The sequence below is a fragment of the Myxosarcina sp. GI1 genome, from assembly GCF_000756305.1.
Classification (GTDB): Bacteria; Cyanobacteriota; Cyanobacteriia; order Cyanobacteriales; family Xenococcaceae; genus Myxosarcina.
In genome coordinates, this window is the sequence record NZ_JRFE01000013.1 from 36,036 (window position 1) to 60,267 (window position 24,232).

General features: G+C 39.3%; 25 protein-coding genes. 9 read left to right on the forward strand and 16 right to left on the reverse strand.

Annotated elements, in window-relative coordinates; translation table 11 throughout:
* Positions 1-165 precede the first annotated feature (165 nt).
* Positions 166-513, forward strand: a complete 348-nt coding sequence (locus KV40_RS06705) for a hypothetical protein (protein ID WP_052055429.1) — start codon at positions 166-168, stop codon at positions 511-513.
* Positions 514-539: 26 nt separating this feature from the next.
* On the opposite strand, the gene KV40_RS06710 is transcribed toward KV40_RS06705, so the two are convergent.
* The 8 genes from KV40_RS06710 to rplI all read right to left on the reverse strand — a co-directional run bounded on the left by KV40_RS06710 (position 540) and on the right by rplI (position 10,092).
* Positions 540-2,810 carry a response regulator gene (locus KV40_RS06710; protein WP_036479219.1) on the reverse strand — a complete coding sequence of 757 codons (2,271 nt, stop codon included), beginning with the start codon at positions 2,808-2,810 and terminating at the stop codon, positions 540-542.
* A gap of 269 nt (positions 2,811-3,079) precedes the next feature.
* A complete protein-coding gene (locus tag KV40_RS06715; protein WP_036479221.1) occupies positions 3,080-3,787 on the reverse strand; it encodes a Uma2 family endonuclease in 708 nt (235 codons plus the stop codon).
* A 453-nt stretch (positions 3,788-4,240) separates the two neighbouring features.
* Complete coding sequence (locus KV40_RS06720; protein ID WP_036479224.1) at positions 4,241-5,062, reverse strand: hypothetical protein; 822 nt, start codon at positions 5,060-5,062, stop codon at positions 4,241-4,243.
* 124 nt (positions 5,063-5,186) lie between these two features.
* Positions 5,187-6,035: an IS630 family transposase gene (locus KV40_RS06725; protein ID WP_072013741.1), complete on the reverse strand. Its 849-nt coding sequence runs from the start codon at positions 6,033-6,035 to the stop codon at positions 5,187-5,189.
* Positions 6,020-6,298 carry a helix-turn-helix domain-containing protein gene (locus KV40_RS06730; RefSeq protein WP_036476788.1) on the reverse strand — a complete coding sequence of 93 codons (279 nt, stop codon included), beginning with the start codon at positions 6,296-6,298 and terminating at the stop codon, positions 6,020-6,022. The genes KV40_RS06725 and KV40_RS06730 overlap by 16 nt, the downstream gene beginning before the upstream one ends.
* Complete coding sequence (locus KV40_RS06735) at positions 6,298-6,567, reverse strand: hypothetical protein (RefSeq protein WP_036479225.1); 270 nt, start codon at positions 6,565-6,567, stop codon at positions 6,298-6,300. Before KV40_RS06735 ends, KV40_RS06730 begins: the two co-directional genes overlap by 1 nt.
* A 327-nt stretch (positions 6,568-6,894) precedes the next feature.
* Entirely contained in the window at positions 6,895-9,291 is a 2,397-nt protein-coding gene (gene ppsA, locus KV40_RS06740; RefSeq protein WP_036479227.1) for a phosphoenolpyruvate synthase, read from the reverse strand.
* Between the two features lie 342 nt (positions 9,292-9,633).
* Positions 9,634-10,092 carry a 50S ribosomal protein L9 gene (rplI, locus tag KV40_RS06745; RefSeq protein WP_036479228.1) on the reverse strand — a complete coding sequence of 153 codons (459 nt, stop codon included), beginning with the start codon at positions 10,090-10,092 and terminating at the stop codon, positions 9,634-9,636.
* A gap of 193 nt (positions 10,093-10,285) precedes the next feature.
* Here rplI and KV40_RS36920 point away from each other — a divergent pair, with 193 nt between their 5' ends.
* Positions 10,286-10,411, forward strand: a complete 126-nt coding sequence (locus tag KV40_RS36920) for a hypothetical protein (protein ID WP_256381110.1) — start codon at positions 10,286-10,288, stop codon at positions 10,409-10,411.
* 15 nt (positions 10,412-10,426) lie between these two features.
* On the opposite strand, the gene KV40_RS06750 is transcribed toward KV40_RS36920, so the two are convergent.
* Positions 10,427-11,131 carry a DUF4230 domain-containing protein gene (locus tag KV40_RS06750; protein WP_036479231.1) on the reverse strand — a complete coding sequence of 235 codons (705 nt, stop codon included), beginning with the start codon at positions 11,129-11,131 and terminating at the stop codon, positions 10,427-10,429.
* 406 nt (positions 11,132-11,537) lie between these two features.
* Here KV40_RS06750 and htpG point away from each other — a divergent pair, with 406 nt between their 5' ends.
* Positions 11,538-13,514 carry a molecular chaperone HtpG gene (gene htpG / locus KV40_RS06755; RefSeq protein WP_036479232.1) on the forward strand — a complete coding sequence of 659 codons (1,977 nt, stop codon included), beginning with the start codon at positions 11,538-11,540 and terminating at the stop codon, positions 13,512-13,514.
* A gap of 111 nt (positions 13,515-13,625) precedes the next feature.
* Positions 13,626-13,862 carry a 50S ribosomal protein L28 gene (gene rpmB / locus KV40_RS06760; RefSeq protein ID WP_036479338.1) on the forward strand — a complete coding sequence of 79 codons (237 nt, stop codon included), beginning with the start codon at positions 13,626-13,628 and terminating at the stop codon, positions 13,860-13,862.
* A 115-nt stretch (positions 13,863-13,977) separates the two neighbouring features.
* Here rpmB and KV40_RS06765 read toward each other — a convergent pair whose 3' ends face one another.
* Positions 13,978-14,346, reverse strand: a complete 369-nt coding sequence (locus KV40_RS06765; RefSeq protein ID WP_036479235.1) for a glyoxalase/bleomycin resistance/dioxygenase family protein — start codon at positions 14,344-14,346, stop codon at positions 13,978-13,980.
* Positions 14,347-14,549: 203 nt separating this feature from the next.
* Here KV40_RS06765 and KV40_RS06770 point away from each other — a divergent pair, with 203 nt between their 5' ends.
* A complete protein-coding gene (locus tag KV40_RS06770) occupies positions 14,550-15,245 on the forward strand; it encodes a response regulator transcription factor (protein ID WP_036479236.1) in 696 nt (231 codons plus the stop codon).
* Positions 15,246-15,278: 33 nt separating this feature from the next.
* Here KV40_RS06770 and KV40_RS06775 read toward each other — a convergent pair whose 3' ends face one another.
* From KV40_RS06775 to KV40_RS06785, 3 genes are all read right to left on the reverse strand, one after another.
* Positions 15,279-16,589, reverse strand: a complete 1,311-nt coding sequence (locus tag KV40_RS06775) for a (Fe-S)-binding protein (RefSeq protein WP_036479240.1) — start codon at positions 16,587-16,589, stop codon at positions 15,279-15,281.
* 118 nt (positions 16,590-16,707) lie between these two features.
* Positions 16,708-18,012 (reverse strand): FAD-binding oxidoreductase, encoded by a 1,305-nt coding sequence (locus tag KV40_RS06780; protein ID WP_036479243.1) that lies wholly within the window; start codon positions 18,010-18,012, stop codon positions 16,708-16,710.
* A gap of 72 nt (positions 18,013-18,084) precedes the next feature.
* Positions 18,085-18,675: a DUF4126 domain-containing protein gene (locus KV40_RS06785; RefSeq protein WP_036479245.1), complete on the reverse strand. Its 591-nt coding sequence runs from the start codon at positions 18,673-18,675 to the stop codon at positions 18,085-18,087.
* Between the two features lie 216 nt (positions 18,676-18,891).
* Between KV40_RS06785 and KV40_RS06790 the strand changes: the two genes are divergently transcribed.
* The gene (locus KV40_RS06790) at positions 18,892-19,821 is read left to right on the forward strand and encodes a GNAT family N-acetyltransferase (RefSeq protein ID WP_036479247.1); all 930 of its coding nucleotides are present in this window, start codon (positions 18,892-18,894) and stop codon (positions 19,819-19,821) included.
* 32 nt (positions 19,822-19,853) lie between these two features.
* Here the strand turns inward: KV40_RS06790 and nrtS are convergent, their stop codons facing one another.
* Positions 19,854-20,087 (reverse strand): nitrate/nitrite transporter NrtS, encoded by a 234-nt coding sequence (gene nrtS, locus KV40_RS06795; protein WP_036479250.1) that lies wholly within the window; start codon positions 20,085-20,087, stop codon positions 19,854-19,856.
* 92 nt (positions 20,088-20,179) lie between these two features.
* Between nrtS and KV40_RS06800 the strand changes: the two genes are divergently transcribed.
* Entirely contained in the window at positions 20,180-20,413 is a 234-nt protein-coding gene (locus KV40_RS06800; protein WP_036479252.1) for a hypothetical protein, read from the forward strand.
* A gap of 155 nt (positions 20,414-20,568) precedes the next feature.
* On the opposite strand, the gene KV40_RS06805 is transcribed toward KV40_RS06800, so the two are convergent.
* Both KV40_RS06805 and KV40_RS06810 read right to left on the reverse strand, forming a co-directional pair.
* A complete protein-coding gene (locus KV40_RS06805) occupies positions 20,569-22,110 on the reverse strand; it encodes an NAD(P)/FAD-dependent oxidoreductase (RefSeq protein WP_036479254.1) in 1,542 nt (513 codons plus the stop codon).
* A gap of 28 nt (positions 22,111-22,138) precedes the next feature.
* Complete coding sequence (locus KV40_RS06810; protein ID WP_036479255.1) at positions 22,139-23,071, reverse strand: LysR family transcriptional regulator; 933 nt, start codon at positions 23,069-23,071, stop codon at positions 22,139-22,141.
* 174 nt (positions 23,072-23,245) lie between these two features.
* Between KV40_RS06810 and KV40_RS06815 the strand changes: the two genes are divergently transcribed.
* Both KV40_RS06815 and KV40_RS06820 read left to right on the forward strand, forming a co-directional pair.
* Positions 23,246-23,647, forward strand: coding sequence for an NINE protein (locus KV40_RS06815; RefSeq protein WP_036479258.1), 402 nt, complete (start codon positions 23,246-23,248; stop codon positions 23,645-23,647).
* A 72-nt stretch (positions 23,648-23,719) separates the two neighbouring features.
* Positions 23,720-24,232, forward strand: coding sequence for a ComEA family DNA-binding protein (locus KV40_RS06820; RefSeq protein ID WP_036479259.1), 513 nt, complete (start codon positions 23,720-23,722; stop codon positions 24,230-24,232).

A 24,232-nucleotide genomic window follows, 5' to 3' on the forward strand; every position in this document is an offset into this window, starting at 1 on the left:
AAAGAGCTATTGTAGGCAACTATCTAGCGATCGCAATATGTAATTAAAGCCATTTTTAACTTGATAATGCGATTTACATATTCAAACTATGACAGACTGTCTTTTGACTGCGAGCTACGGATATCGCTATGATAACGACTGCTTTTAGAAACACTAATAATAAAAATGGCTATTAGCGATCGACAAGAACCTTTATCAATCGAGCAAAAAAAAGCCAAAAGACGGCTAATTAATATTGGATACGCACCACATAGCGGTTGGATTACTATTGGAGTTTCGCCTCATGGCTTTATTTCCATTGGTGCGGTTCCTCACGGCTTTATTTCTATCGGATTAGTACCAATGGGCGTGTTATCTTTTGGCGTAGTTTCAATGGGTTTACTGAGTGTGGGAACAGTGTCGATGGGCTTGCTGAGTTTTGGCAAAACCACTATGAGCATCGTTCAACCACACGAAGGACATAATATGACAATGCCCAACGAGACTAATTCTGACATGAATATGTCTCATTAATTTCATAGCTTTAAGCTAGATAATCTTCAAAAACAAGCTCGATACAAAGTATCTAGAGTTTGTCCATCGTTGGGATATTCGGCAACAGCAGCCTTACAAACAACTTGAAAGCGATTGCCTTCTAGCGAAGTAAAAATTTGCTTTCTCAATACAGTTAAGACTTCTGCTAAATGTTCCTCTGCTTGAGCTTTGCTCAGATTAGGCATACCGATCGCAAAATCGCCATTACCCCAATAGCTGGCAATTTCATCACCGCGAAAAGCTGCGTGAATTATTTTTCCCCATTGGGCTAAAATGCGATCGCCAATAGTATAACCGTAGGTGAGATTAATTTGCTGTAGTTCTAGTATTTTCAATACTGCTAGACTAAAATTCTGCCGCTCGTGTTTTGCCTGCTGTAAACTAGATTCCAATTTGCGGCTGCCTTGAAAGCGATTATCAAGTCCTGTAATGCGATCTTGGGTTGCTAGAACGTGTAACAAGCGACTGCGATCGAGACGGTTATTAATTCGCGCGATTAACTCCGCGCCGACAACGGGTTTGGCAATATAGTCGTCTCCTCCCACTTCAAATACCTGTCGTATCGTTTCGGCATCTTGATGGGCAGTAAGAAATAGAGTCGGTAATTCTTGCCACTGGGGATCGCTACGTAGAGTCTGACAGAGTTCGATACCGCTGATATCGGGCATTTCTACATCTAAAATTAACAAATCGGGCTGAGTAACTGCCAATACTTCCCAAAAGCGGCAGGGAGTTTCTAAAGTAATTATTCTCATCCCCCAAGGCTGTAAGAGCGAGCGCAAGGTTTCGAGAAAAATAGAATCGTCATCGACTACTAAAATCGTGGAAATTATAGATTGCTCTTGTTTTAATAACCGATCGGTAGTTTGCCAGACGAGATCGGCGGTGACGGGTTTGACCAAAAAGCTACTAGCACCTGCGCGGACTACTTTAAGGCGATCGCTCAATCGCTCTGTAGCTGATATAATAAGTGTCGGAACTTTAGGTGTCCGATTAGTTAATTCTTTAATTAAAGATAATTCTGACTGAAGATCGACTGTTTCGGTATCGATCGCCACCAAATATGGTGAGTTAGTTTGCAGCCACTTCTTAGCAGCATCGAGCTTAGCTACCCGATGCCAAATCATTCCTGACGGTTGGCTTAACTGCTGTAACTCATCAGTCAATTTAGTACCGTTAGAAATTAGCAGTAATGTTGGTTTGGTGGTATCGGAATCAGATTCTATAGTTTCATTTAAAGCTAAAAGACTGTCTAGATCCGTTACCAACGAAATAAACTTAGCCTGTTGCGCTCGATCTAGAATGGAATTGGTTTCTAATAAAGTTTCTATTTCGCGAGCAATTGCCGTTCCCGTATTTCTGGAGAACATCCCCAAAACTCCTGCTAGTTTGTGGGCGGCGCGTTCGGCCTCTTGGTGCAAACTAGTTGCTAAGTTATTTTCTTCGATCTGGGCTACGGCAGTTTGCAAGACTTTCATTCTGGCTGCCATTTTGCCTTGATATTGCAGCCACATCTGTTCCATCTGCTGCTGGAATTCTGACTCAATGGAACTCGATTGGGTATTGGCTACACTGCCGATTTTGGGGGTTTCTAAAGCTTGAGAATTTTGAGGATTTAGACGATAGCCAATACCATAGACATTTTCGATCCAGTTTACTACTCCTGCTTCTTTGAGTTTTTTTCGTAGTCCTTTAATATGTGCTTTGACGCTTTCTTCTAAAGGGGGATCGTCAAATGTCCAAATTTTGTCTAAAATTTGCGAGCGACTAAATACCCGTGCGGGGTTGCGTAAAAATAATTCCAGCAGGCTATATTCTTTGGCAGTTAGTTTGATTTGCTGTTCTTGATAACTAACCTGACAACTACCAGGATCTAGTCTCAAACCGTTAATGTCTAAAACCGCAGTAGGAGTTACATCGCCACGACGAGATAAAGCCCGAACTCTAGCATTTAGTTCTCCTAAATCTAAAGGTTTAGTAAGATAGTCATCTGCACCAGCATCCAAACCTCGAATGCGTTCTTGAGTGGCATCCATAGCGGTCATTAAGAGAATCGGGGTAGTATAACCCTGCGATCGCATCTTTTCGCACAAACTCACCCCGTCTAATTCTGGTAGGTCTACATCCAGCAAAACTAATTCGTATTCCCCACTTTGAACGTACTCCCAACCCATCAGACCATCTTCTGCCACTTCTACCACATGGCGTTGCGCGGTAAGGGACTGACTGAGTACATCTACCAAAATTTCATCATCATCTACTACTAATATTCGCATGATGCGATCGCCTTTCTAATTTGCTTCTTGCCTAACTATCATCAAGCTAACTAGGGAAGAAATAGGGAAGCTAATTACGATCTTACATAAATAGCGACTCGAAAGGCGTTTTAACACAACTTTTGTAAAATTCTGTTGCTGTAGTTTTTGTCGATATAGATAATTAATTGGCTTAAGATTTAAACGAGTAGAGATCGATCGCGGTCGCTAATAAACCTGATGACAACTAACTGGAGTAGCAAAAATTTCGTCTGTGCGATCGGGTAAAGTTAATTTGGTTGCTGTAACTGTTTCACAAATGCTGCGTGTTCGGAAGAATCTAAACCCTGTTGCAGTACCTCTAGCACCTGTTTCATATCCTCTGCTAGCAATGCTGAAACCGCCAACCATAAGCCTGGAAATACTTCACTGCGTATAATTCCACTATCATCAGCCACTAGTGATTCATACACACCTTTTCGTAGGATAAACCAGTCCAGCTTTTGCTCTAAAACTTGCCAAACAATGTATTCTTTCACTTCATTGCGACGATAAGCAGTTTTCTTATCGTATAGATCGTAAGCAGCGCTACTAGCGGCAATTTCGGCTACAAGTTCTGGTGCGCCTTCAATGTAGCCATCGTTACTTAATCGAGTTTGCCCTCCTGCATCTGGTTCGATAAGCAATACAGCATCGGGTTGAGGTTCATTATCTAGATCGAGCCTGACAGTTGGCGCATCACTTAAGTCAACGCCAGGGGTCAATGCCTGATATACTCCTAGCCAAGTCATTATGCGACTGTGAGGTCTACCGTGTTGCTCGTGTCGTAGGGGAGATGCCACGTAAACCACTCCTTCGACTAGTTCCGCTTTTTTGATGTGAGGTGCAGCTAAATAGCGTCGCTCAAATTCATGACGAGTCAGGCGATCTCCACTTTCTAGAGGAGGTAGTTGCCCGTTTACCGTACTCGATTGTGAATTATCTTGTTGCAGAACCATAATCAAATACTGAAATTCACTAATATCATAAATTTAGCAAATTTCGATTCGAGAAGCGATCTCTTTTTCTTGTCAATCGTGTATTTTGGTGGGGTTCCAATATAAGTACTTAGTTAGCGATCGCAAACCTTTTGCTATCAGCTTTTATTCAATCGTGTCGCTTTACTTATAAGTTGTCTTCTTCAATTTACTTTAATGTTTGCTTAAGTTTTAAATGAGTAAAGATTGAGTGCGATCGTCTATTGTTCGATTAACGGAATTATCGGCAGTTAAAAAGCGAATTACCCGAAATTACTATAACGGGGAATCAATCTGTCCTGGACTGACCTGGACAGCAAAAAGGTAAAGCAATTCCCCGTTTCCTGAGATTCGAGTAATTACGCGAAATAACAACTATAGAGAATTGAGCAAAACTGAGCCTTTAATGTTAACTCCAGATAGCAATTCTTGATTCTAAAATGATTCGTTGCTAATACCAATAAAAAACCCGTTCGCCGATCTCTTGATGAATTTGGGATTGTTAAGAGAGACTAAAGATGCAATTCTGTTTAAAATTAATTTATCTTCTTTTAAAATATCGCGATACACTCCAAACATCACAGCAGTATCTCGAACATTTACATATAATTCTAGCTTTGCTTTAAGATCATCCTTAAGATTTTCGATTTCTTCGGGAAGTTTGTTCAATCTTCGGTTAAAAAATATAGCATCAGGATCGGGAATTAAAGTTTCATCATAATAGCAATTTCGTTCACCCACTATTCGTATAGATATGCTTCCAGGATTAGGTTCGCGTACACCAGGAGGACAAATAAGACCAACACCTATAACTTTCTCTGGACGAAAAGCTGCTAATTTGTACTGAAAATCATCTAGATTCTTAAGCTCATTGGAAAAATTATGTGATTTTATATACCGTGAATTTAAAATCGTGAAAAGAGCGTTATGTGCATTATAAAAATTATCTTGCACTTCTTGCAATAGACCTAAAATCAAACTATTTTTATTCTTTACTAAACTATCAAGCATATTAGAAGCTTGGTATTCTGTAATGACTAAGGCAAATTCACACCAATTAATTAGCTCTATCAACTTTCCTAGTCTATTCTCGTAGAAAAATAAGTACGTCAAAGCTTCACTAAACCTATTCCATTCCTCAGTATGTATTCTATATCTATCTATTTCGCCTTCAGGAAGATTAAAATAATTTAATTTAATAGTCTCTAACGTGACATATCTTTCTTGAAGTAATGCAATTGCTACTTCTTCTCTCACTATGGTTTTTATTTTACTTGGAAGTTCATCAAGCTTTTGTATAATTTCTTGGTTTTGTTCTTTAATTTGATTTATTTTAGAGTCAATAACTTGAAGATATTCTTTTATCTTTTTTAAACCGCATCTACTTTGAAAACCGTAGTTTTTCTTCTTCTGGATCGAGGTGTTTTTTAACCCACAAGCGATCGCTTAAAAACAGTGGAGTAGTATTAATTAGATGCTGAAAATCAGCAACAGCAGAAATTAACTCTTGTTGTTGGTCATAACAAACATGATAAGTTATGTCTTCTCTGAGCCATTGCCAAAGATGTTCGACAGGCATAAAATCTGGGCTATAGCCAGGTAATTGTAGAAGATGGATGTCCATTGCTGATGCTGCCTCGGTGACCACTTTAGCACGATGATATGGTGCGCCATCCCAAACCACAGTTATTTGTTGCTGGGGAAATTCGACTCGCAACTTTTTGAGAACATCAATGGTATTAATTTTCTCTGCTTTCTCATAAGGAAAAATTCTGGTTTGCGCCTGATTATAGAGGTAAACACCATAAAAAGAGACTTTCTTTCTTCCAGGAGAACTAGAGCTGACCCAAAACCTTTCTCCCCGAATTGACCAACCGTAACCTTCATCGGTATCTAAATGTATATGGGCTTCATCAATATAGATAATTAATCGCTTTTGATGAAGTGCATCCTCTAATAATTCAGTAATTTGTTCGACAAATTCAGCTCTTTTGGCGGTATTGCCTTTATTAAGCAACTTCTTCGCTTTCTTCCAGGAAAAACCCATCTGCTTAAGAGTTTTTCTGACTGTCTCTCGACAACAATTTATCTTCCACTTCTGTTTCAGCCAGTGGACGAATCTTTTTAACGTCCAACGTGGAAACCCTTGAGATTTCCTCCCTCTTTCTTGTGGTGCTAATGCTGACCTTAAAAGAGCTTTCTGGATTTGATTCCCTAAATCTTTTCGCACCGTTTCGGAAAAAAAGGGTTTCTTCCTCCCGTTCTTTGATACTCGACGGCTTTGAGACCTTCTTGATTATAACGATGCACCCATTCCATTACTGTTTGGGGATTTCTTCGGGTTTGTTCCCCTACCTTTGTAGCACTTTTCCCTTCACTAATTTCATACAATGCCATCAGTCTCTCTCTTGTTCGAGGATGTTTGGCAGCCAATGCCTCTGTTCTTAATAACTCTTTGCTTTGATTCCAACGAGCGTAATCTACTTTTAACATCAAATCGATCTTATTTTTCTTCTCTTAATCAGCCTATTTGATTTTGAGCCAAAACTCCAGTTTTCAAACTGGACGGGGTTTAATTCGCCAATAATTTTTCTATTTTCATTTCGCTCGGCAAAATAACCAGCAACAGTAGCTATTCCACTTATAACTCCAGTAGCATTACTTGCGTATTCAATCAACTCTGGATTTAAACCAAATTTATTTGTCAAATATTCTTCGACAAATTTTACATATTTACCTAAATCTACAAGCGGTTCTTCCATATTCTTTTTGCATGCTACAAAATATATTATAAGGTATAGTGGAAAATTATTTTATTCTAAATATACCTATTGAATAGGACTGGAGTACAGCTAAAATATGTCTTTCTTTAAAAATTTGTTTAGATAAATCTTGTTTTTCTCAGATCGAGACATAGCACCTAGCAGTGTCTCCAATATTATAATTTAATAGACACACCAAAACTTCACAAAAATAGTGTCCATTAAATCGCATTAAGAACATTCACAGATACTAGTGTCACCAAATCGATATAAGAAAAAATTATTTCAATCGACCAATGACAACTTTTGAACAGCTTACGCTTCGAGTTACAAATTGATATTTTTTTCTACTTCAGCAACGCGCCGCTTGACTTGAATAACGCTATCGGGATTGAGGGAGATAGTATCGATGCCAGCCTCTACTAAGAAAGCAGCAAAGTCGGGATAGTCGCTTGGTGCCTGTCCGCAGATACCTACTTTACGTCCTTTTTGACGAGCGGTATCGATCAGACGGCGAATCGTGCGTTTAACAGCAAGATCTTGTTCGTTAAATAAGTGAGATAGTTCGGCAGAATCGCGGTCTACGCCTAAAACTAACTGTGTTAGGTCGTTACTGCCAATCGAAAAGCCATCGAAGCGATCGCTAAATTCGGCAGCTAGTTCGACATTAGAGGGAATTTCACACATTACATATACCTGCAAGCCGTTTTCTCCCTTTTTCAAGCCATTTTCTGCCAGTACTTCTAATACCTTGTCTGCTTCTTCTAGAGTTCGGCAGAAAGGAATCATAATAATTACGTTGTCAAAACCAATTTTTTCTCTTATCTGCTTAATAGCACGACATTCGAGAGCAAATCCCTCTCGATAGCGATCGCTGTAGTAGCGACTCGCACCGCGAAATCCTAGCATCGGGTTTTCTTCTTTCGGTTCAAACTGCTGTCCGCCGATTAGGTTGGCGTATTCATTGGTTTTAAAGTCGCTCATGCGGACGATAACGGGATGGGGATATTGAGCGGCGGCTATTTTGCCAATACCCTGAGCCAGTTTATCTACGAAATAATCTCGTTTGTCTTCGTATCCCTGAGTCAGATCTCGTATTTGCTGCCAGGCTTCTTTGTCTTCTAGTTCGTCGTAATGAATCAAAGCTAGAGGGTGAATTTTGACGATGTTATTGATCGCAAACTCCATTCTTGCCAAACCGATACCCTCGGCTGGCAGTCGCCACCAGCGAAAAGCGGCGGCAGGACTGGCAATGTTCATCATTAGTTGGGTTTTGGTTTCGGGAACGTCATCGAGGTCAATTTCTTCGGTAGCGTACTCTAATTTACCTTCATAGACGATGCCGCGATCGCCTTCAGCACAGGATATAGTTACTTCCGTACCTGTTTCTAAGGTACGAGTAGCATCTCCCGTCCCCACAATAGCTGGAATGCCCAATTCTCTACTGACTATTGCCGCGTGACAGGTGCGTCCGCCGTAGTCGGTAACAATTCCCGCTACGCGCTTCATAATTGGCACCCAGTCGGGATCGGTCATTTCGGTAACGAGAATGCTGTTGTCTTCGACACGCTCGATATCTTGCGAACTTTTAACCCGACACACTTTACCCGATGCGATCGCTTCTCCAATACTCAAACCTGCGATTATTTCCTCACCCTGTTCTTTTAGCTTGTATGTCTTGAGGGAACTGGCAGATTTTTGGGACTGTACGGTTTCGGGACGTGCCTGAACGATATAGAGTTCGTTTGTATCGCCGTCTTTTGCCCATTCCATATCCATTGGCTTGCCGTAGTGAGATTCAATTGCTACTGCCCAATTTGCAAGTTGTAAAATCTCCTTATCGGATAACACAAACGCTTGACGTTCTTTACCCGAAGTATCGACATTTTTAATAGTTTTACTGCCTTCGGTAGCATAGACCATTTTTTTCTCTTTGCTACCTTTGGTTTTTTCAATAATCGGCTCTAACCCTTCTTTAAGCAAAGGTTTAAAAACTGTATATTGATCGGGGTTTACCGTACCCTGCACCACATTTTCACCCAAACCCCAGGCAGCGGTAATAATTGCCGCATCGGGAAAACCCGTTTCCGTATCGATAGAAAACATCACTCCCGCACTGGCGCGATCGCTCCGCACCATCTTTTGAATACCCACTGAAAGGGCGACCTGAAGATGATCGAATCCTTTTTCTTCGCGGTAGCTGATAGCGCGATTGGTAAATAAGGAAGCATAGCACTTGCGACAAGCTTCTAATACCTCTGCTTCTCCCGTCACATTGAGAAAGGTTTCTTGCTGTCCTGCAAAGCTGGCATCTGGTAAATCTTCGGCAGTCGCGCTACTTCTAGCAGCAATATCTACTTCTTCAGTATCATATCTTTGACTTAGTTCCTGGTATGACTGGCGAATGGCGTGATCGACTTCCTGGGGAAATTCAGCCTGGTAAAATAAACGACGTATTGTTTTTCCCGTCTCTTCTAAAGACTGTTTGCCAGCTTCCAAATCGCCAATTTGAGACTTAATTTCTTCGGTCAAGTCATTGTGTTGCAAAAATTCTCGATAAGCTTTGGCAGTAGTGGCAAATCCATCGGGTACGCTTACTTTTTCATCTTTAAGAGAACGAATCATTTCTCCTAAAGAGGCGTTTTTACCTCCTACTAGTTCTACATCCTGATTGGTTAATTCGGCAAACCAGCAAGTATAGGCGTTTTGATGTTTTTCATTCATGTTTTAAGCAGGGTAGAGTTCGATCTTTTATTGTGTAGGTTCGAGCGTTTCCAAAGCTTTAGCTTTATTTTGAAGTCAAAACGAGTTTTGTGGTATTTTTGCAGAGTATGGCTAACTTACAGTTATAAAATTAGTTCTGGTTTTAGTCTCAAACAGGACTACCAAAATCTATTTAATTCTTGTATAAACTTTTCCAATGTATTTTTAGGTATATCTTTGCAGGCAAATAATAGCTTGACATCTCTTGCTGGTTAGAGATTCTAGAAAAAATTGTTCGCTAAAACAAAAAAAGCAGCAAGTATCTTATTAATACCTGCTGCTTTATCTCTTTGTTCGGAAAAATTACAAAGGTATAACTTGAAAATCTACCATTGCTGAAACCTCTGGGTGTAATTTGACTTCTGCCTGATATTCTCCAGTTTTACTAATGTCGGGAACTTCAATACCTCTACGATCTACCTCAATACCAGTTTGTTCTTGAATGACATCGGCAATTTCTTGCGCGGTAACGCTACCAAAAATGGCATCTGCTTCCCCTACTTGTTTGCGAATAGTCAAAAGACCAATAGTTTTGAAAGCAGTTTTTTTATTTTCTGCGGCTTGCTTGACGGCTAGCTTTTCTTGTCTTTCTTTTTCTCTTCTTTGTTCTACCTGTTTGACAATTCCTGGCGTTGCCAAAACGGCTAAACTCTGAGGAATAAGATAGTTGCGTGCATAACCTGGGGCAACTTCTACCAAGTCGCCGTTGTTACCTAATTTACTGACACTTTGGTTTAAAACTACAGATATACGTTTGGACATCTTTTCTCCTATACTTTGCTTAAATTAAATTACTTCCTATAATTCGGGCAGAAATAGTTGACAGCCAGAATTTTTAATTATATCAGTTGTTTATATAGTCGTTCTAATTGATTTACTCATGGTTTAAGTTATCGTTTTAAGGGAACGCTCGCCAAGATAGGGAATAGGGAACAATAAGTAGTACGTTTTTCCTATGGTTTTTATTTGGAATGACTATAGTTCGGAAATAGAGCTATGTTTGAAGCAAATAAGCGATCGCTTGCCACAATACAATAATTTACCTGAAGATAAGAATATCGTTCATTGTCTCAACGAATAAAACCTAAAATATCTGTTATTCTGCTTTTACACTTTCCAAACATAATTGAGGAGAAGTAGCAGTGGTTTTTACGGCAATATCTCTATCGTTGGTAATTGTGAGCAGTTGAGCGATCGCAGTTTCGGCTTTTTTGTTGGCAGTAGTTAAAATGCCATCATGACAAGCGTTGTTAACTATATATTCTAAAGTCTGCCGCTGCGCTAGAGTTTGCAGTTGTGGTGCGACATCGGGACCTAAATTGAGAAATCCGCGATCGTAATCATAAACGCGAGAAGCATTAACATCTATCTTGCTGTCGAGTATTTGAGGTGATGGTAGGTTGACTGTAATTTGGTTATCGCTAACGCTAATATTATTTGCAGTAATGTTACTTAAATCTATACCCGCTTTGACTTCACCGCGAGCTATGTACAGTAGTTTGGTAGTAGCGAGAGAAAATTTGCCAATTTTGCGATCGGCAGATGTAGGCACAACTGTTTCAATAGTATAAACGGTAGTTGTTAATTCTTCTACGCTTTTAATTTTTTCGGCGATCGCGCCAGATATTTCGCTTTGCAGTTGCAGTGGTTGCGGTTGCAAAAACCCTTGTAGAGTCGCTAAAAAGCGATCACTTGTTTTCCAAATACCAAATATTATTAATAAAACAGTCGCACAAACGTTACTAGTAACTATTAAAAGCAAAAGTTGCCAAGTCGATCGCGATGGTTTGGTTTGGTTCATAATAAAAATTTAAAATACAGGTGTAAATGAAATACAAATACTTAAAAAATTCGTAATTTTAAAATATATTGCAGTTTAATAACAGCTTGCTATAGTTCGCTTTATGTATATAGAGCGGCATAACTCAATCTTAACCGAATAAACAACGACTAAAATTGCTATGTATATTTTGACTGACTATAAATTCCAGAATAATGTACCTGGTGCTTTGATTTTGAACGTTCGGTTTTGGTTGTATTTGCTAATATTATTCTTTAACCAATCGCAGACAATTACTCGTTATTTTAAATAGGGTGAGGAAATCCGAATCATCGTTGTCTGGGTATCTCCGAATGAGCTATTAGTGACATCGCTCATAATCGATCTTAAAACCGTAGTAATTTTAATTTAGTAAAGACAATAACTTATGGCTGTACTTGAAAAAGGCAACATCACGATTCATACCGAGAATATCTTCCCAATTATTAAAAAGTCCCTTTACACCGACCACGAAATCTTTTTACGGGAATTGATCTCTAACTCTGTCGATGCTATTTCCAAGCTTAAAATGGCATCTTTAGCAGGAGAAACTCAAGGAGAAATTGAAGAACCTAAAATTACTATCGCTTTAGACAAGACGAATAAAACTATTTCTGTCTCCGATAACGGTATTGGAATGACAGCTGATGAGGTAAAAAAATACATCAACCAGGTAGCTTTCTCTAGTGCCGAAGACTTTATTAAAAAGTACGAACAAAATTCCAACGATTTGATCGGTCACTTTGGCTTGGGTTTTTATTCCTCATTTATGGTGGCGCAAAAAGTAGATATCGATACTCTTTCTTACAAAGAAGGTGCGACTGCCGTACACTGGTCTTGTGATGGTTCTCCAGAATTTGAGTTAACAGAGAGCGATCGCAAAAAGGTAGGAACGACTATTACTCTAACCCTGCAAGATGATGAAGTAGAATATGCCGAACCGCAACGAGTCAGACAGTTAGTTAAAACCTACTGTGACTTTATGCCAGTTAAAATCGTTCTTGACGGGGAACAAATTAACAAGCAGGAGGCTCTGTGGAAAAAATCGCCTCAAGAACTCAAAGATGAAGATTATTTAGAGTTCTATCGCTATCTCTATCCCTTTCAAGAAGATCCTTTGTTATGGGTGCATTTAAAAACTGACTATCCCTTCTTACTCAACGGAATTCTTTACTTCCCCAAACTCAAGCCAGATGTAGACGTATCTAAAGGACAAATTAAGCTTTTCTGCAATCAGGTATTTGTTAGCGACCACTGCGAAGAAATTATTCCCGAATTTTTGATGCCGTTACGAGGTGTTATCGATAGTCCCGATATTCCTTTAAATGTTTCTCGTAGTGCTTTAACTAACGATCGCACCGTTCGCCGTATCGCTGACTTTATTGCTAAAAAAATAGGCGATCGCTTAAAATCTCTTTACAACGATGACCGCAGTGAATATATTCGCTGTTGGACGGATGTAGGCACATTTGTTAAGTATGGCGCGATCAGAAATGAAAAATTCAAAAAACAAGTTGAAGATTTCATTATCTACCAGACTACCTATCAGCCAGATAGTGCTGCCAAAGCTGAAGAAACTCCGAAGGTAGAAGTTCAAGCCGAATCGGGAGATGCCTGGCAAGATGTTTCGGATAAGAAAGACAATGTCGCTACCGAACCCTATACTACTTTACAAGAGTATCTCGATCGCAATAAAGAGAAGCAGGAAAATCGCGTTATTTACTGTAGCAATCCCGATACTCAAAGCACCTATGTCGAACTATATAAAAAACAGGGTTTGGAAGTTCTGTTTTTAGATTCTTTTATCGATGCCAATTACTTTATTCCTTTCTTAGAAAGAGAATATTCGGACGTTAAATTCTCTCGCGTCGATTCCGAACTAGATAATACCCTGGTTGAAGACGACAAGGCACAAGAAATAGTCGATCCCAAAACCAATAAAACTCGCAACGAATTAATTAAAGAACTGTTCGAGAAAGCAATAAATAAACCCAGAGTCAATATCAAGACTCAAGCGATCAAATCCGACGATCCGCAGGGTACGCCACCTGCAATGGTTTTATTACCAGAAGCGATGCGTCGCTTGCAGGAAATGACGGCATTAATGCAGGAAACATCTATGGCATTCCCCGAAGATCATATCTTGTTAATTAACACCGCTCATCCTTTAATTCAAAATCTACTCGATTTAGATCGCGGTACGATTATTCAAGGCAGTGGCGATGGCAGTAACCCTATGGTCAACCTCATGTGCCAACATATTTACGACTTGGCGTTAATGGCACAAAAAGCCTTTGATGCCGACGGTATGAAGTCTTTTGTCGAGCGTTCCAATCGAGTTTTAACACAGCTAACCCAGAAGTAGCAGCACAACAGGGGCGAGGCAGTGCCTTGCCCTTACGCTATATAGAGGTATACCGCACACAACCGATAATTGCTATAATCAGAGACTGTGTTATTAAACTGGAGGCTAATTGTGGCTCGTAGATGTCAACTTACAGGTAAAAAAGCAAATAACGCCTATGCGGTGTCTCACTCTCACCGTCGTACCAAAAAACTACAGGAAGCAAATCTTCAATGGAAAAAAGTTTGGTGGACAGAAGGCAATCGTTGGGTTAAATTGCGTCTTTCTACCAAAGCAATTAAAACTTTGGAGAAAAAAGGCGTTGGTGCTATGGCAAAAGAAGCAGGAATTAATCTCAACAAATATTAACTATAGTTATATTTGCTTTAACCAGTTGTCAGAATGCTTTTTTTCTATAAGAATTAGTATGAGTTTTATTCAATCCTCCTAAATTTAGGAGGATTTGTGTTATTTAGGGTAATAACTAAGACTGATGTATAATCAGGCGATTTCCGTCAGGATCGTAGGCATACAACTCTCTACCATGAGAAGCAAATATAATTTCTCCTGGCGGAGGATAGCCAATTGCTTGCAAATGTGCGATCGCCGCTCCTAAGTTGGGAACTTCCAGGCACAGGCTTATACTCCCACGTTTTGAGTTGACAAACTCGGTTTGATGTTCTACTTTTGGCTGAAAAATACCAAGACGCAATCCTTTGAGCTTGAATTCTGCATAAACTTGAGGAATATAAGGCGATGGTTGCTGTTGGAGAAGCTGGCTATAAAAGGCAACTAAAGCTTGGCTATTGACCGTAGCTATTGTCAAAAAAGCATCATCACAAACAAAATTCATGTTATTTTCAAGCTAAGATAGTTTTAATACTACCGTATACATACAATAAGATACAAGGGATCGACCATAATATCAGATTTTGTAAATCCAACACCACTTTTTTTCATAGTCTATTTTGACAGGTAAATTTTATTTTTAAAAACTATTCAAGCTCTGTATGGTTAATAATAACTTAAAGATCGAGATTGCTCGTCGTTATTCCAATGATTAAAGTTTTAATAGTTGAAGATCAAAAAACAGTTCAAGAGATCCTTAAAAGCCATTTAGAAACAGAACCTACTTTGGAATTAGTAGGTTGTGTAGAAAACGGGCAACTTGCTTTAGAAAACATCGAAATTAATCGACCTCATATAGTTTTGATGGATATAGAAATGCCCGTTCTTGATGGTCTGACAACTACTAAAATTATTACAGAGCGATTTGTAGATTGTAACGTTTTAATTCTTAGCGTTCATGACGATGACACTTATTTAAATACTGCTTTGCAAGTTGGTGCTAAAGGATATTTATTAAAAAATACTCCAGCTAAAGAGTTAATTAATGCTATTTATTCGGCATATAAAGGTTATTTTCAGCTAGGTCCTGGCTTGTTAGAAAAATATTTGTACAAACTAGGTACATCTCAAAATAACTCTCAAGAAATTACTCAATTAAAAAATATTCTGTTTCAACAATCTAAGTTATTAAAAGAAATTCAAGAGCAACCAACTACCAACAAATATCCGCCTAAAGCTAATAAAAAAATTGATGATAAATATTTAGTTTTAGAACAGCAGTATTATTCTTTAAGATACGGTTTGGATAATCTGGCGAGAAAAATTGATTTCGTGCAAAAACTGTGTTTCTTTTTGATTGTAGTTTTTGCACTAGTAATGTTAGCTATTGTTTTGGTCAGTTAATTTTTAAGCGATCGCCTCAGCTTCACCACATAGTTAAATATTTAATTTAACACCGCGAATCGAATAATCTAATAATTCTATTGGATGTAATAAAGAAATATCGCTTTTTTGGCTAGCTAACTGTTTTTTTATTTGCAGAGAACAGCCTGGATTAGCAGAAGCAATCAATTCAGCACCAGTATTAATTAAATTAGCAGCTTTTTGTTTGCCTAATTCATCGGCTACTGCTGGCTGCAACAGATTATATACTCCCGCGCTGCCACAACATAAGCTAGCGTCAATTGGTTCTTTTAACTTAAGGTTGGGTATTTGCCTTAATAATTGACGGGGTTGCAGACTAATTTTTTGTCCGTGTAGCAAATGACAGGCATCTTGATAAACTACAGTTAGTTCTTCTGAAGTTAAGGGAGATAGTGGGGCTGTTAACTCAATCTCGGCTAAAAATTCCTGCACATCTTTTACTTTGGCAGAAAATTCAACCGCTTTATCTCGATATTCTTTATCATCTGCTAATATATGCCCGTATTCTTTTAAAGTATGACCGCAGCCTGCCGCATTAATAATAATCGCATCGACATTAGTATCAGCAAAGCTATCTATCATTTGTCTCGCTAAAGCTTGAGCTTGAGCTTCTTGTCCTTGATGGGCGGGTAAAGCAGCACAACAGCCCTGATTTTTAGGAATAACAACTTCACAACCATTTGCAGTTAAAACTCTCACCGTCGCTTCGTTTACAGGAGAAAAAAATAGTCTTTGAACGCAACCCAAAATAACTCCTACACGACAACGGGTTTTTTCTTGGGCAGGAATCACCTCTGGTAGACTATTAGGTACAAAAGGATTGGTGATTTTCGGTAAGATTGTCTCCATTGCTGCCAAACGAGGAGCAACTTTTTTTAGTATTTGGGTTTTACGGATTAATTTAGATAATCCCGATTTTTGATACAACCACAAAGGCGCAAGCAAAGGGCGTAAACGATTGGGATATGGGAACAAATTAAAGATTAGACCTCTAACCAGTTTATCTGGCAAACTGCGTGATTGATTGCGTTCGATTTGCGGACGAGTAGCGGCAAGCAGTTTACCGTACTCTACGCCAGAAGGACAGGCAGTAACACAAGCCAAACAGCCCAGGCAAGTATCAAAATGGGAAGTAGTCGTATCGTCTATAGCCGCCTCACCGCGTTCGATCGCATCCATTAAATAAATTCTGCCTCTAGGTGAATCCATTTCTTTGCCAATTACTCGGTAACTCGGACAGGTAGCCAGACAGAAACCACAATGAACGCAGGTGTCAATTAGTTCTGGTTGAGGTGGATTTTTAGCATCGAAGTTGGTGGTCATATTTAAATTTAGCTTTACCGAATAGCTAAGGGTTGGTGTGGATAAGAGTTAGTCGTTAGTGGTTAGTCGTCAATTTCAAACGTTTAATAGCTAAGGAGACGATCGCGCCTTGGACTGTTCAGATTTTGCCGACAAAACGACCTGGATTTAATATTTGGCTGGGATCGAATTTATTGGCGATCGCTTTCATGACATTTATGGCATTACCGCTATAACCCCAAATATCTATTTGCCGTTCGATCGCTTGCGGAGCATTTAATAGGGTCAAATAACCGCCACGTTCCTGGCAGAAAGTACGCAGGATTTGAATTGTGGCTGTAGTTGCTTTTGGTAACTGTACGTGTCCGACACCACTACCTGTATGAATTACGGCTAAATTTTGGCGATCGTTGTCTGCTAGTTTTAACAATAGATCTATAGCCGCATTGGGTGCTATTCCTATTTTGGCAACAATTGCGGTTTCTGTGTGGGGAATTCGCACGATTTCAGACAGTTTTTGCCATAAATCAATTTCGTTCTTGTCTAAATAACTAACTGTTAGTTCGTTCTCTTTAGCGATCGCTACAATTTTTTCTGACTGCTGTTCGATGCTTTCGGCTATGGTTTGAAAGCGAACTAATAAACCCATGTCATTACCTAACTCTAATTTTGTCATTACCGCTGCCGAAACTAAATCCATCGCCGTAGGACTCAAGCTAGAACTGCGAATTGCCTGTGTAGCTGTAGCCAAATTTGCAGCCTTTCCTTGTAATAAAAGGGTTTTTGAGGCTGGCGGTAAAGGATATGTCCGAAAAGTTGCTTGAGTAATAATTCCCAAAGTGCCATAAGCACCTGTAAACAGCTTCATTAAGTCGTAACCCGCCACGTTTTTCACGACTCTGCCTCCAGCTTTAGCCATCTCGCCATCAGCACGAACAAAAGATATTCCCAATAACATATCTCTAATGCCACCATAACGCTGTCGCCAACTGCCCGTATCGGCAGTGGCAATTATGCCGCCAATGGTTGCCTGTTGGGGATAAACGGGATCGATCGCCAAAAACTGCTGATGAACTTTTAGTTTCGCCTGTAAATCGGCTAGTTTCATTCCCGCTTCTACCGTAACGGTGAGATCGCCAACGGCGTGTTCTATAAGGCGATCGCATTTTTGGGTACTGACTACCAAATCGATTTTAGATGTCGAATAGCCCCAGTCTAATTTAGTGCCGTTACCACAAATTAAAATCCGCCACTGCTGCTGTTGCGCTAGCTTAATAACCTCGGCAAGTTTGGTAATGGTTGCAGGTAAGACTAAATGAGAACAGCTAGCAGAATCGACTATAGCTCGATCGATCTTTTTCGACCAAAATTGGTTATTGTTTAATTCGATTAATTCGGTGTCGGGATCGACTAGAGATTTTAGTTTGGCGATCGCCTCGATCATTTTAAAAATTTAGCTCGATATTAGATATTATTTATTCTCCCACTTCTTTACAACTAAAAAAAACGCATAATATCAAACGTTACTAGAGTTACCGCGATCGCTCTGCCACCGAGAAAGCAAAAATTGAGTAGCTTTAAATACAGCTAGCATGAGTATGACAATAACAATTGCTGCCGCAAACCAGGGTATGGTAAAACCCAGAATGGATAGAGTGGCTGCCCCTAAAGCTTCTATGGTAGCGATAACAAAATTACTCAGTCCCCCCGTTATTCCCGTAGAGGCTAGACGACTAATACCAAATACGCTTTGAATAATACCCGCACTGCCACCGCCAGCAATTGCTGCTAGTGTCCACTGTAAGACGGGATCGGCATCTGTAAGATTGGCTGCGGTCAAAACAGTACCAATGCTTATTGCTAGTGGAATCGAAATGGTGTCTAATAAGTTATCGAGTAAGGGGAGATAATAAGCCAGAATTTCAATTAAAGTTGCCACAGCTAATGCGATTGCTGCTTCGGGTGTACCCAGCCAGGCAAAACCCGAAGATAGGGGAAAATGAGCATAAATAGCAGCCAAACTCATTGCCAGAGGAGGTACAAAAACCCGAAAGCCACAAGCAGCACTTAAGGTTATTCCCAAACAAAGTCCTAAAATAATTTCCATAGCCTGTGTCTGTTTTCGGTGGTAGGAGCGCAAAAAATTTACTTAGTTATAAAGTAGCAACAATAAATTAGATGCGTTTCCCCGACCAATTATTTTAGATCGGAGTAATTATATTTTTAGGTCGCTACAGATAAAAATCAGGTGCATATAAGATACAGAAATCGCGATCGAGAATTTTACTGAGCTAAAAGCCAATTCACTCAATGGTGGTGATTTATGAATTTTGAGATTAGTTTACTGCAAGAAAACGAGCTACCGAAAGCCGAAAAACTTCTGCGACTTTCCTTCGGTACTTTTTTAGGACTTGCAAATCCTATGGATTTTGGCAATGGGGCAGAATATACTTCTCGTTGGTATCGAGATCCTTCATCTGTCTTTGCAGCTAGAGACGATAAAGAACTTATTGGATTTAGTATGGTGGCTAATTGGGGGAGTTGTGGCGGATTTGGTCCAATTGTCACCCACCCCGACTATTGGGATCGGGGTATTGGTTCACAGTTGATAAGTGCCTCATGGTCGAAGTTTGATGAGTGGAGAAGCGAGCAGATTATATTCTGTACTCATGCCAACAGTCCCAAACATATCCATTTTTACGGAAAATTCGGTGCCGAACCTCGATTTTTAATTGCTTTATGTACTAAAGCTATCTCTGGTATTCGCTCGACTACCCTCAAAGCCAAGCGCTATTCTCAACTCGACCCCAACCAACAAACAGTAAGTTTAAATGCTGCCTATCAATTAACAGACGAAATTTATCAAAGATTGGATTGGCGTTCTGAAATTCTTCTCGTAAGTCAACGTTCTTTAGGAGACACTTTATTTGTTTGGGATGATACAGATTTAATCGGTTTGGCTATTTGTCATTATGGAGCGGGGTCAGAAGCTGCTAAAGGAAACTATTATCTTAAATTGGGAGCGGCTAAATCTGCCCCAGCATTCGAGCAATTAATTGAAGCGTGTGAAACTTTGGCGGTAACGTTGGGTATGTCTTCTCTGGTAGCTGGCATAGATATGGCTTGTGTGGATGCTTACCGCCTCTTAATAGCACAAAAATTTCGCCCCTCTAATCTTTCTGTCTCGATCCACAAACCCAATCGAGCGGGTTATAGTCGTCCTGATGTTTATATTATCGAAGATAGACGTTAAATTTTTTTGGTGCGATTGCAAAGCAGATGCCCTTAGGGCTTATCGTGCTGGTGACGAGAACGATTGATATATTGACCGTGAATATTAACGCAATAGGGAACTAAGTAAGTAATTGCTCCCGATAACCACCGCTGACGGGTCATTTTACCTCGAAACAATGCCGTTCCGTGATTAATTACAAACAAAGTCGAACCGACTACCAAAGCCACCCGAAAAGCTGTGGGTGACAGTTTGGGATCGATTAAGGCTTTGATAAATTCTTTCATTTTAAATACTTAGGCTGTAGCTTGTTTCCGATAGGCTAAAACCAGCCTATTAATTTGAGTATGATTTTAGTACAGTTTTGGAAGGTACAAAAATGCCTCAGATAAAAGTTAGCTTAAACGATAACAACCTAGATTTTGTAAATAAATTTCGAGACTATGGTTATAGTAGTAAATCTGCTATTGTTGACGATGCGGTAAGAAAATTACATGAAAAATTGAGAAAAGAAATATTGCTCGAATCTACGGAACTCTATCAAGAAATATATCAAAGCAATCTGGAATTACAAGAACTTACCGATGATGCAGCAAGTTTATGTCTGGAATAGCTTTCAGACTCAAAAGAAATGATATCGTCGATTTCTATCTATAATATTACCCAAATACATTAAAACACACTTGAAATTTGTGTTTGTAGTTCTACTTGCTATTTACTACTTTCTACTATTGTTTTCGGATTAAAAATATAATTTGTTGAAAAACTCTATTGATGGTAATCTTTGCCAGAACCGTATTGCCAAGCATCCAACCAGCGATGATAAAAATACTGTTGTTTGGTAGATAGATTGTCTGCTATTGGTTTTAGAGATTTGCCCAGGGGATACAAACCGCTATACAAAGCAAGATTGAAATAATGAACGAGCCAGTTTACTAAAGGATTGATGCCGACTTGCGGTATTATCGGCAACACTAACTTAGGATTTACTAAAGGTAAGGTTTTTGCTAGCGGCACAAACTGAATCACATCTTGTAAAAAAGGTTTGAGAACGCCATCTCCCAACTTATCCATAACGGCAAAAACGCCGCTCATTAAATTATTTATTTGGTTGGGATCGGGATTTTTATTTACTCCGACACTCATAGTTTGCTGAAACAGCCAGGTAACAGAGATATTAGGTTGATATGGTTGCAGTAAAGCCAAATCTTTGCTGGACAAACTATCGGTACGTAAAGCTTCACTAACGCCATCAGTCAGTCGCTTGAGGTGTCGTATCATCGCTCCAAAACCACCAAAACTGACGGGCGACTGTCCTCCAGCACTATCGCCAATGGGCAACAAGCGATCGCATGGTATAGTCAGGGGACTGTTATGATAGGCAGGAAAAAAACCAAATAAAAATCGCTCGAACTGTAGCTGTTCTAGCTCGATATTTTGATACTCTGGCAAAAGTCTTAAATACTCTTCCATAAAGTATTCTAAGCTGGGACGTTGAAAATGAGCATCTAAATAACTAAACATATAGGTGGTTCTGCCATCCCTGGCGGGAAAAGCTTCCCAGAAATACTGACAGTTATTAATAATGGGCGTAAAGGAATAAATCAAATCTCCCGTACTGTTTTCTGTATAGCCTTTGGCACAACTACCCACAACTACACACACCGCATCGGGTTTGATGCCGTTTCTAAATTGTTTTACGATTGGTGAAAAATGCCCCATCGCGTCGATTAACAAACGTGTTGTTAGTTTGGTTTCACCTGCGACTATTGCTACACCATCGGGATGAACTGTAGCTGTTTCAAAAGCACTATTTTCTAGTAAATTACCGCCAGCTTTAATAAATTTTTGTTTGAGAATCTCTAATAAATAAACTGGATCGACACCAATATTTAAAACATCTTTAACCCAAACTTCTTTACCACCTAAAAAGCTAACTCTGGCAGGATTGTATTCAGTGGCGATCGCTCTATCTAGTTCGGCTTTAGTTAATAATTTTAGTTCGAGAAATACTTCTAATTCTTGACGCGAAATATTCCATTCCTGTTCTCTTCCCTCCAAAACACCTTTTTCAATTAATGTTACCTGCCAGCCCGTTTGTTGTAATGACGCACCTAAAAGTATTCCTAAAGTTCCACCACAAATAACAACATCTGTATCGTATTTATCTAGCTTTTCTTGATTCTTTGCAACTACTCGATCTGGCTCGATTTTACCTTCTTTTATCGCCTTCCAAAATTTATCTGCATTTCGCAAACCTGCCAAAATATCACTAGATTGCTGAGATAAATACTTTTCAGTTAAACTCATTAAAACCTCTATACAAGAAGAATATTTACTATTTAACTTTAGCTAAAAGGCTCGAAGGCGGAAAAGACATTTTGGGACTTTCTTCTAAAAGATATTCTAAAAAAGTCTGAGCGATAACCGATAGTTTTTTGCCTGCCAGACAACACGCATACCAACGACGTTCGATAGGGAAATGTTCTACATCCAGAACTGTTAAATCTCCAGAACCATCTTCAGAAATTAAACAGTGTTCTGACAAAATTGATATACCTAAATCTCCAGCGATCGCTTGTTTGATCGCTTCATTGCTGCCTAATTCTAATCTTACTTTGACCGATATATTGTGGCGATCGAATAGTTGATAGATTGCTTTTCTAGTACCAGAGCCTTTTTCTCGCATAATAAACGGCTCATCGTTGAGACTATCCAAAGAAATATTTTTTTTCTCTGCTAAATGATGGTTTTTTGAAGCAACTACTACCAAAGGATTATCGAGAAAAGGTTTACTATGTAAATCTATATCTTGTGGTGGATTACTAACTATATATAAATCGTCTTGATTTTCCAACATTCGCCGTTGAATTTCTTGATGGTTGGTAACTTTTAAGGCAATATCTATACCAGGATACTGCTTGCAAAAAGAACCTAATAATCGGGGAATAAAGTATTTAGCAGTAGTAATTACGCCTAAATGTAACTTTCCTTGTTTTGTACCTTTAAGGTCGGCTACTTTCATTTCTAAATTGTTTAATCTCTCGAAAATGTCCTGACAGGTAGCCAGCAGTTCTTTGCCAGCATCTGTAAGGTAGAGACTTTTGCCAATCTGCTCGAACAAAGGTAATCCGATTACTTTAGTTAGTTGTTTGATTTGACTGGAAACAGTTGGCTGAGTAATAAATAATTCTTCTGCGGCGCGGGTAAAACTGCCATGACGCGCTACTGTTTCAAATACTTTTAGTTGATGTAGAGTTGCATGAAACATAATATATTTAGATAATTACAGATTAATCATATACTAAAATCAATGCGTTTTTTGTTTGGCATAACATAATCTATATATTATATTTTCTTATATAATTATTTTTGTATGCAATAGTCGCGATCGCCAAAAGATAAGTTAAAGTGAACGGGAAAAATAGCAGAGCTAAATTTATTTATGTCTTTATTAGATAAATTAGATAAACTATTTCAGCATCGTAAAGAGCGACGAATAGCAGCAATCTTGGCTTTGAGTGGAACTATACTTCCGATCGCAGGACTGCATAAAATATATTTGGGTCAGCCATTATGGGGAGTTATTTATCTACTGTTATGGTCTACTCCAATACCCCGTATTGCTTCGGCTATTGATGCTGTTTGGTATTTGGTGCAGGATTCAGAGCAGTTTCAACTCCAATTTAGCGGCAATAGCAACCGCAAGTTAAATACCAACGATACTCAGCAAATAAGTACAGTCGCTGGCGCAATTAGAGAATTAGAGCGTTTGCGTCAGGATGGTTTGGTTAGCGAATATGAATTCGAGCAAAAACGCCGTAAGTTGTTAGATCGCATTGTTTGACAAAAAGGTCGGCAGGGGCAAAGCATTGCCATGCCCGTACAGGCGATATCAGATTATCTTTAGCCAATAATAATGTTTAATTGGTCGCAGATTGGAATTAGAAACCGCATTTTAAACGATCCTTATTATCGCTTTCAGTCACTTACAGAAGTTGCGATCGCGGCAGAGTTAGGGATTAAAATTAATGTCAATCAGGCTAGTATTGACGATTGGTTGAGATTGCCTGGTTTTTCAATTCATCAGGCGCGATCGCTGGTAGATTTGGTAGGTATGGGAGTACAGCTATTGTGTATTGAAGATGTTGCTGCCGCTATTAGCTTACCAGTCCAACGTTTGAAGCCACTAGAGCCGATATTACAGTTTGAATATTACGATCGCCTCAGTCCTTTAAGTCCGCAAAAAGTAAATCCCAATACCGCTTCGTTAGCCGAAATTGCTCAAATTCCAATTGTAGACAAGACTTTAGCCGAGAAAATGGTTGCAGAGCGTCAACAACAGGGGTATGCTAATTTGGCAGATTTACAGCGTCGTTTAGAGTTAGATGGTCGGGCGATCGCGCAACTGATGTACTATTTGCAGTTTTAG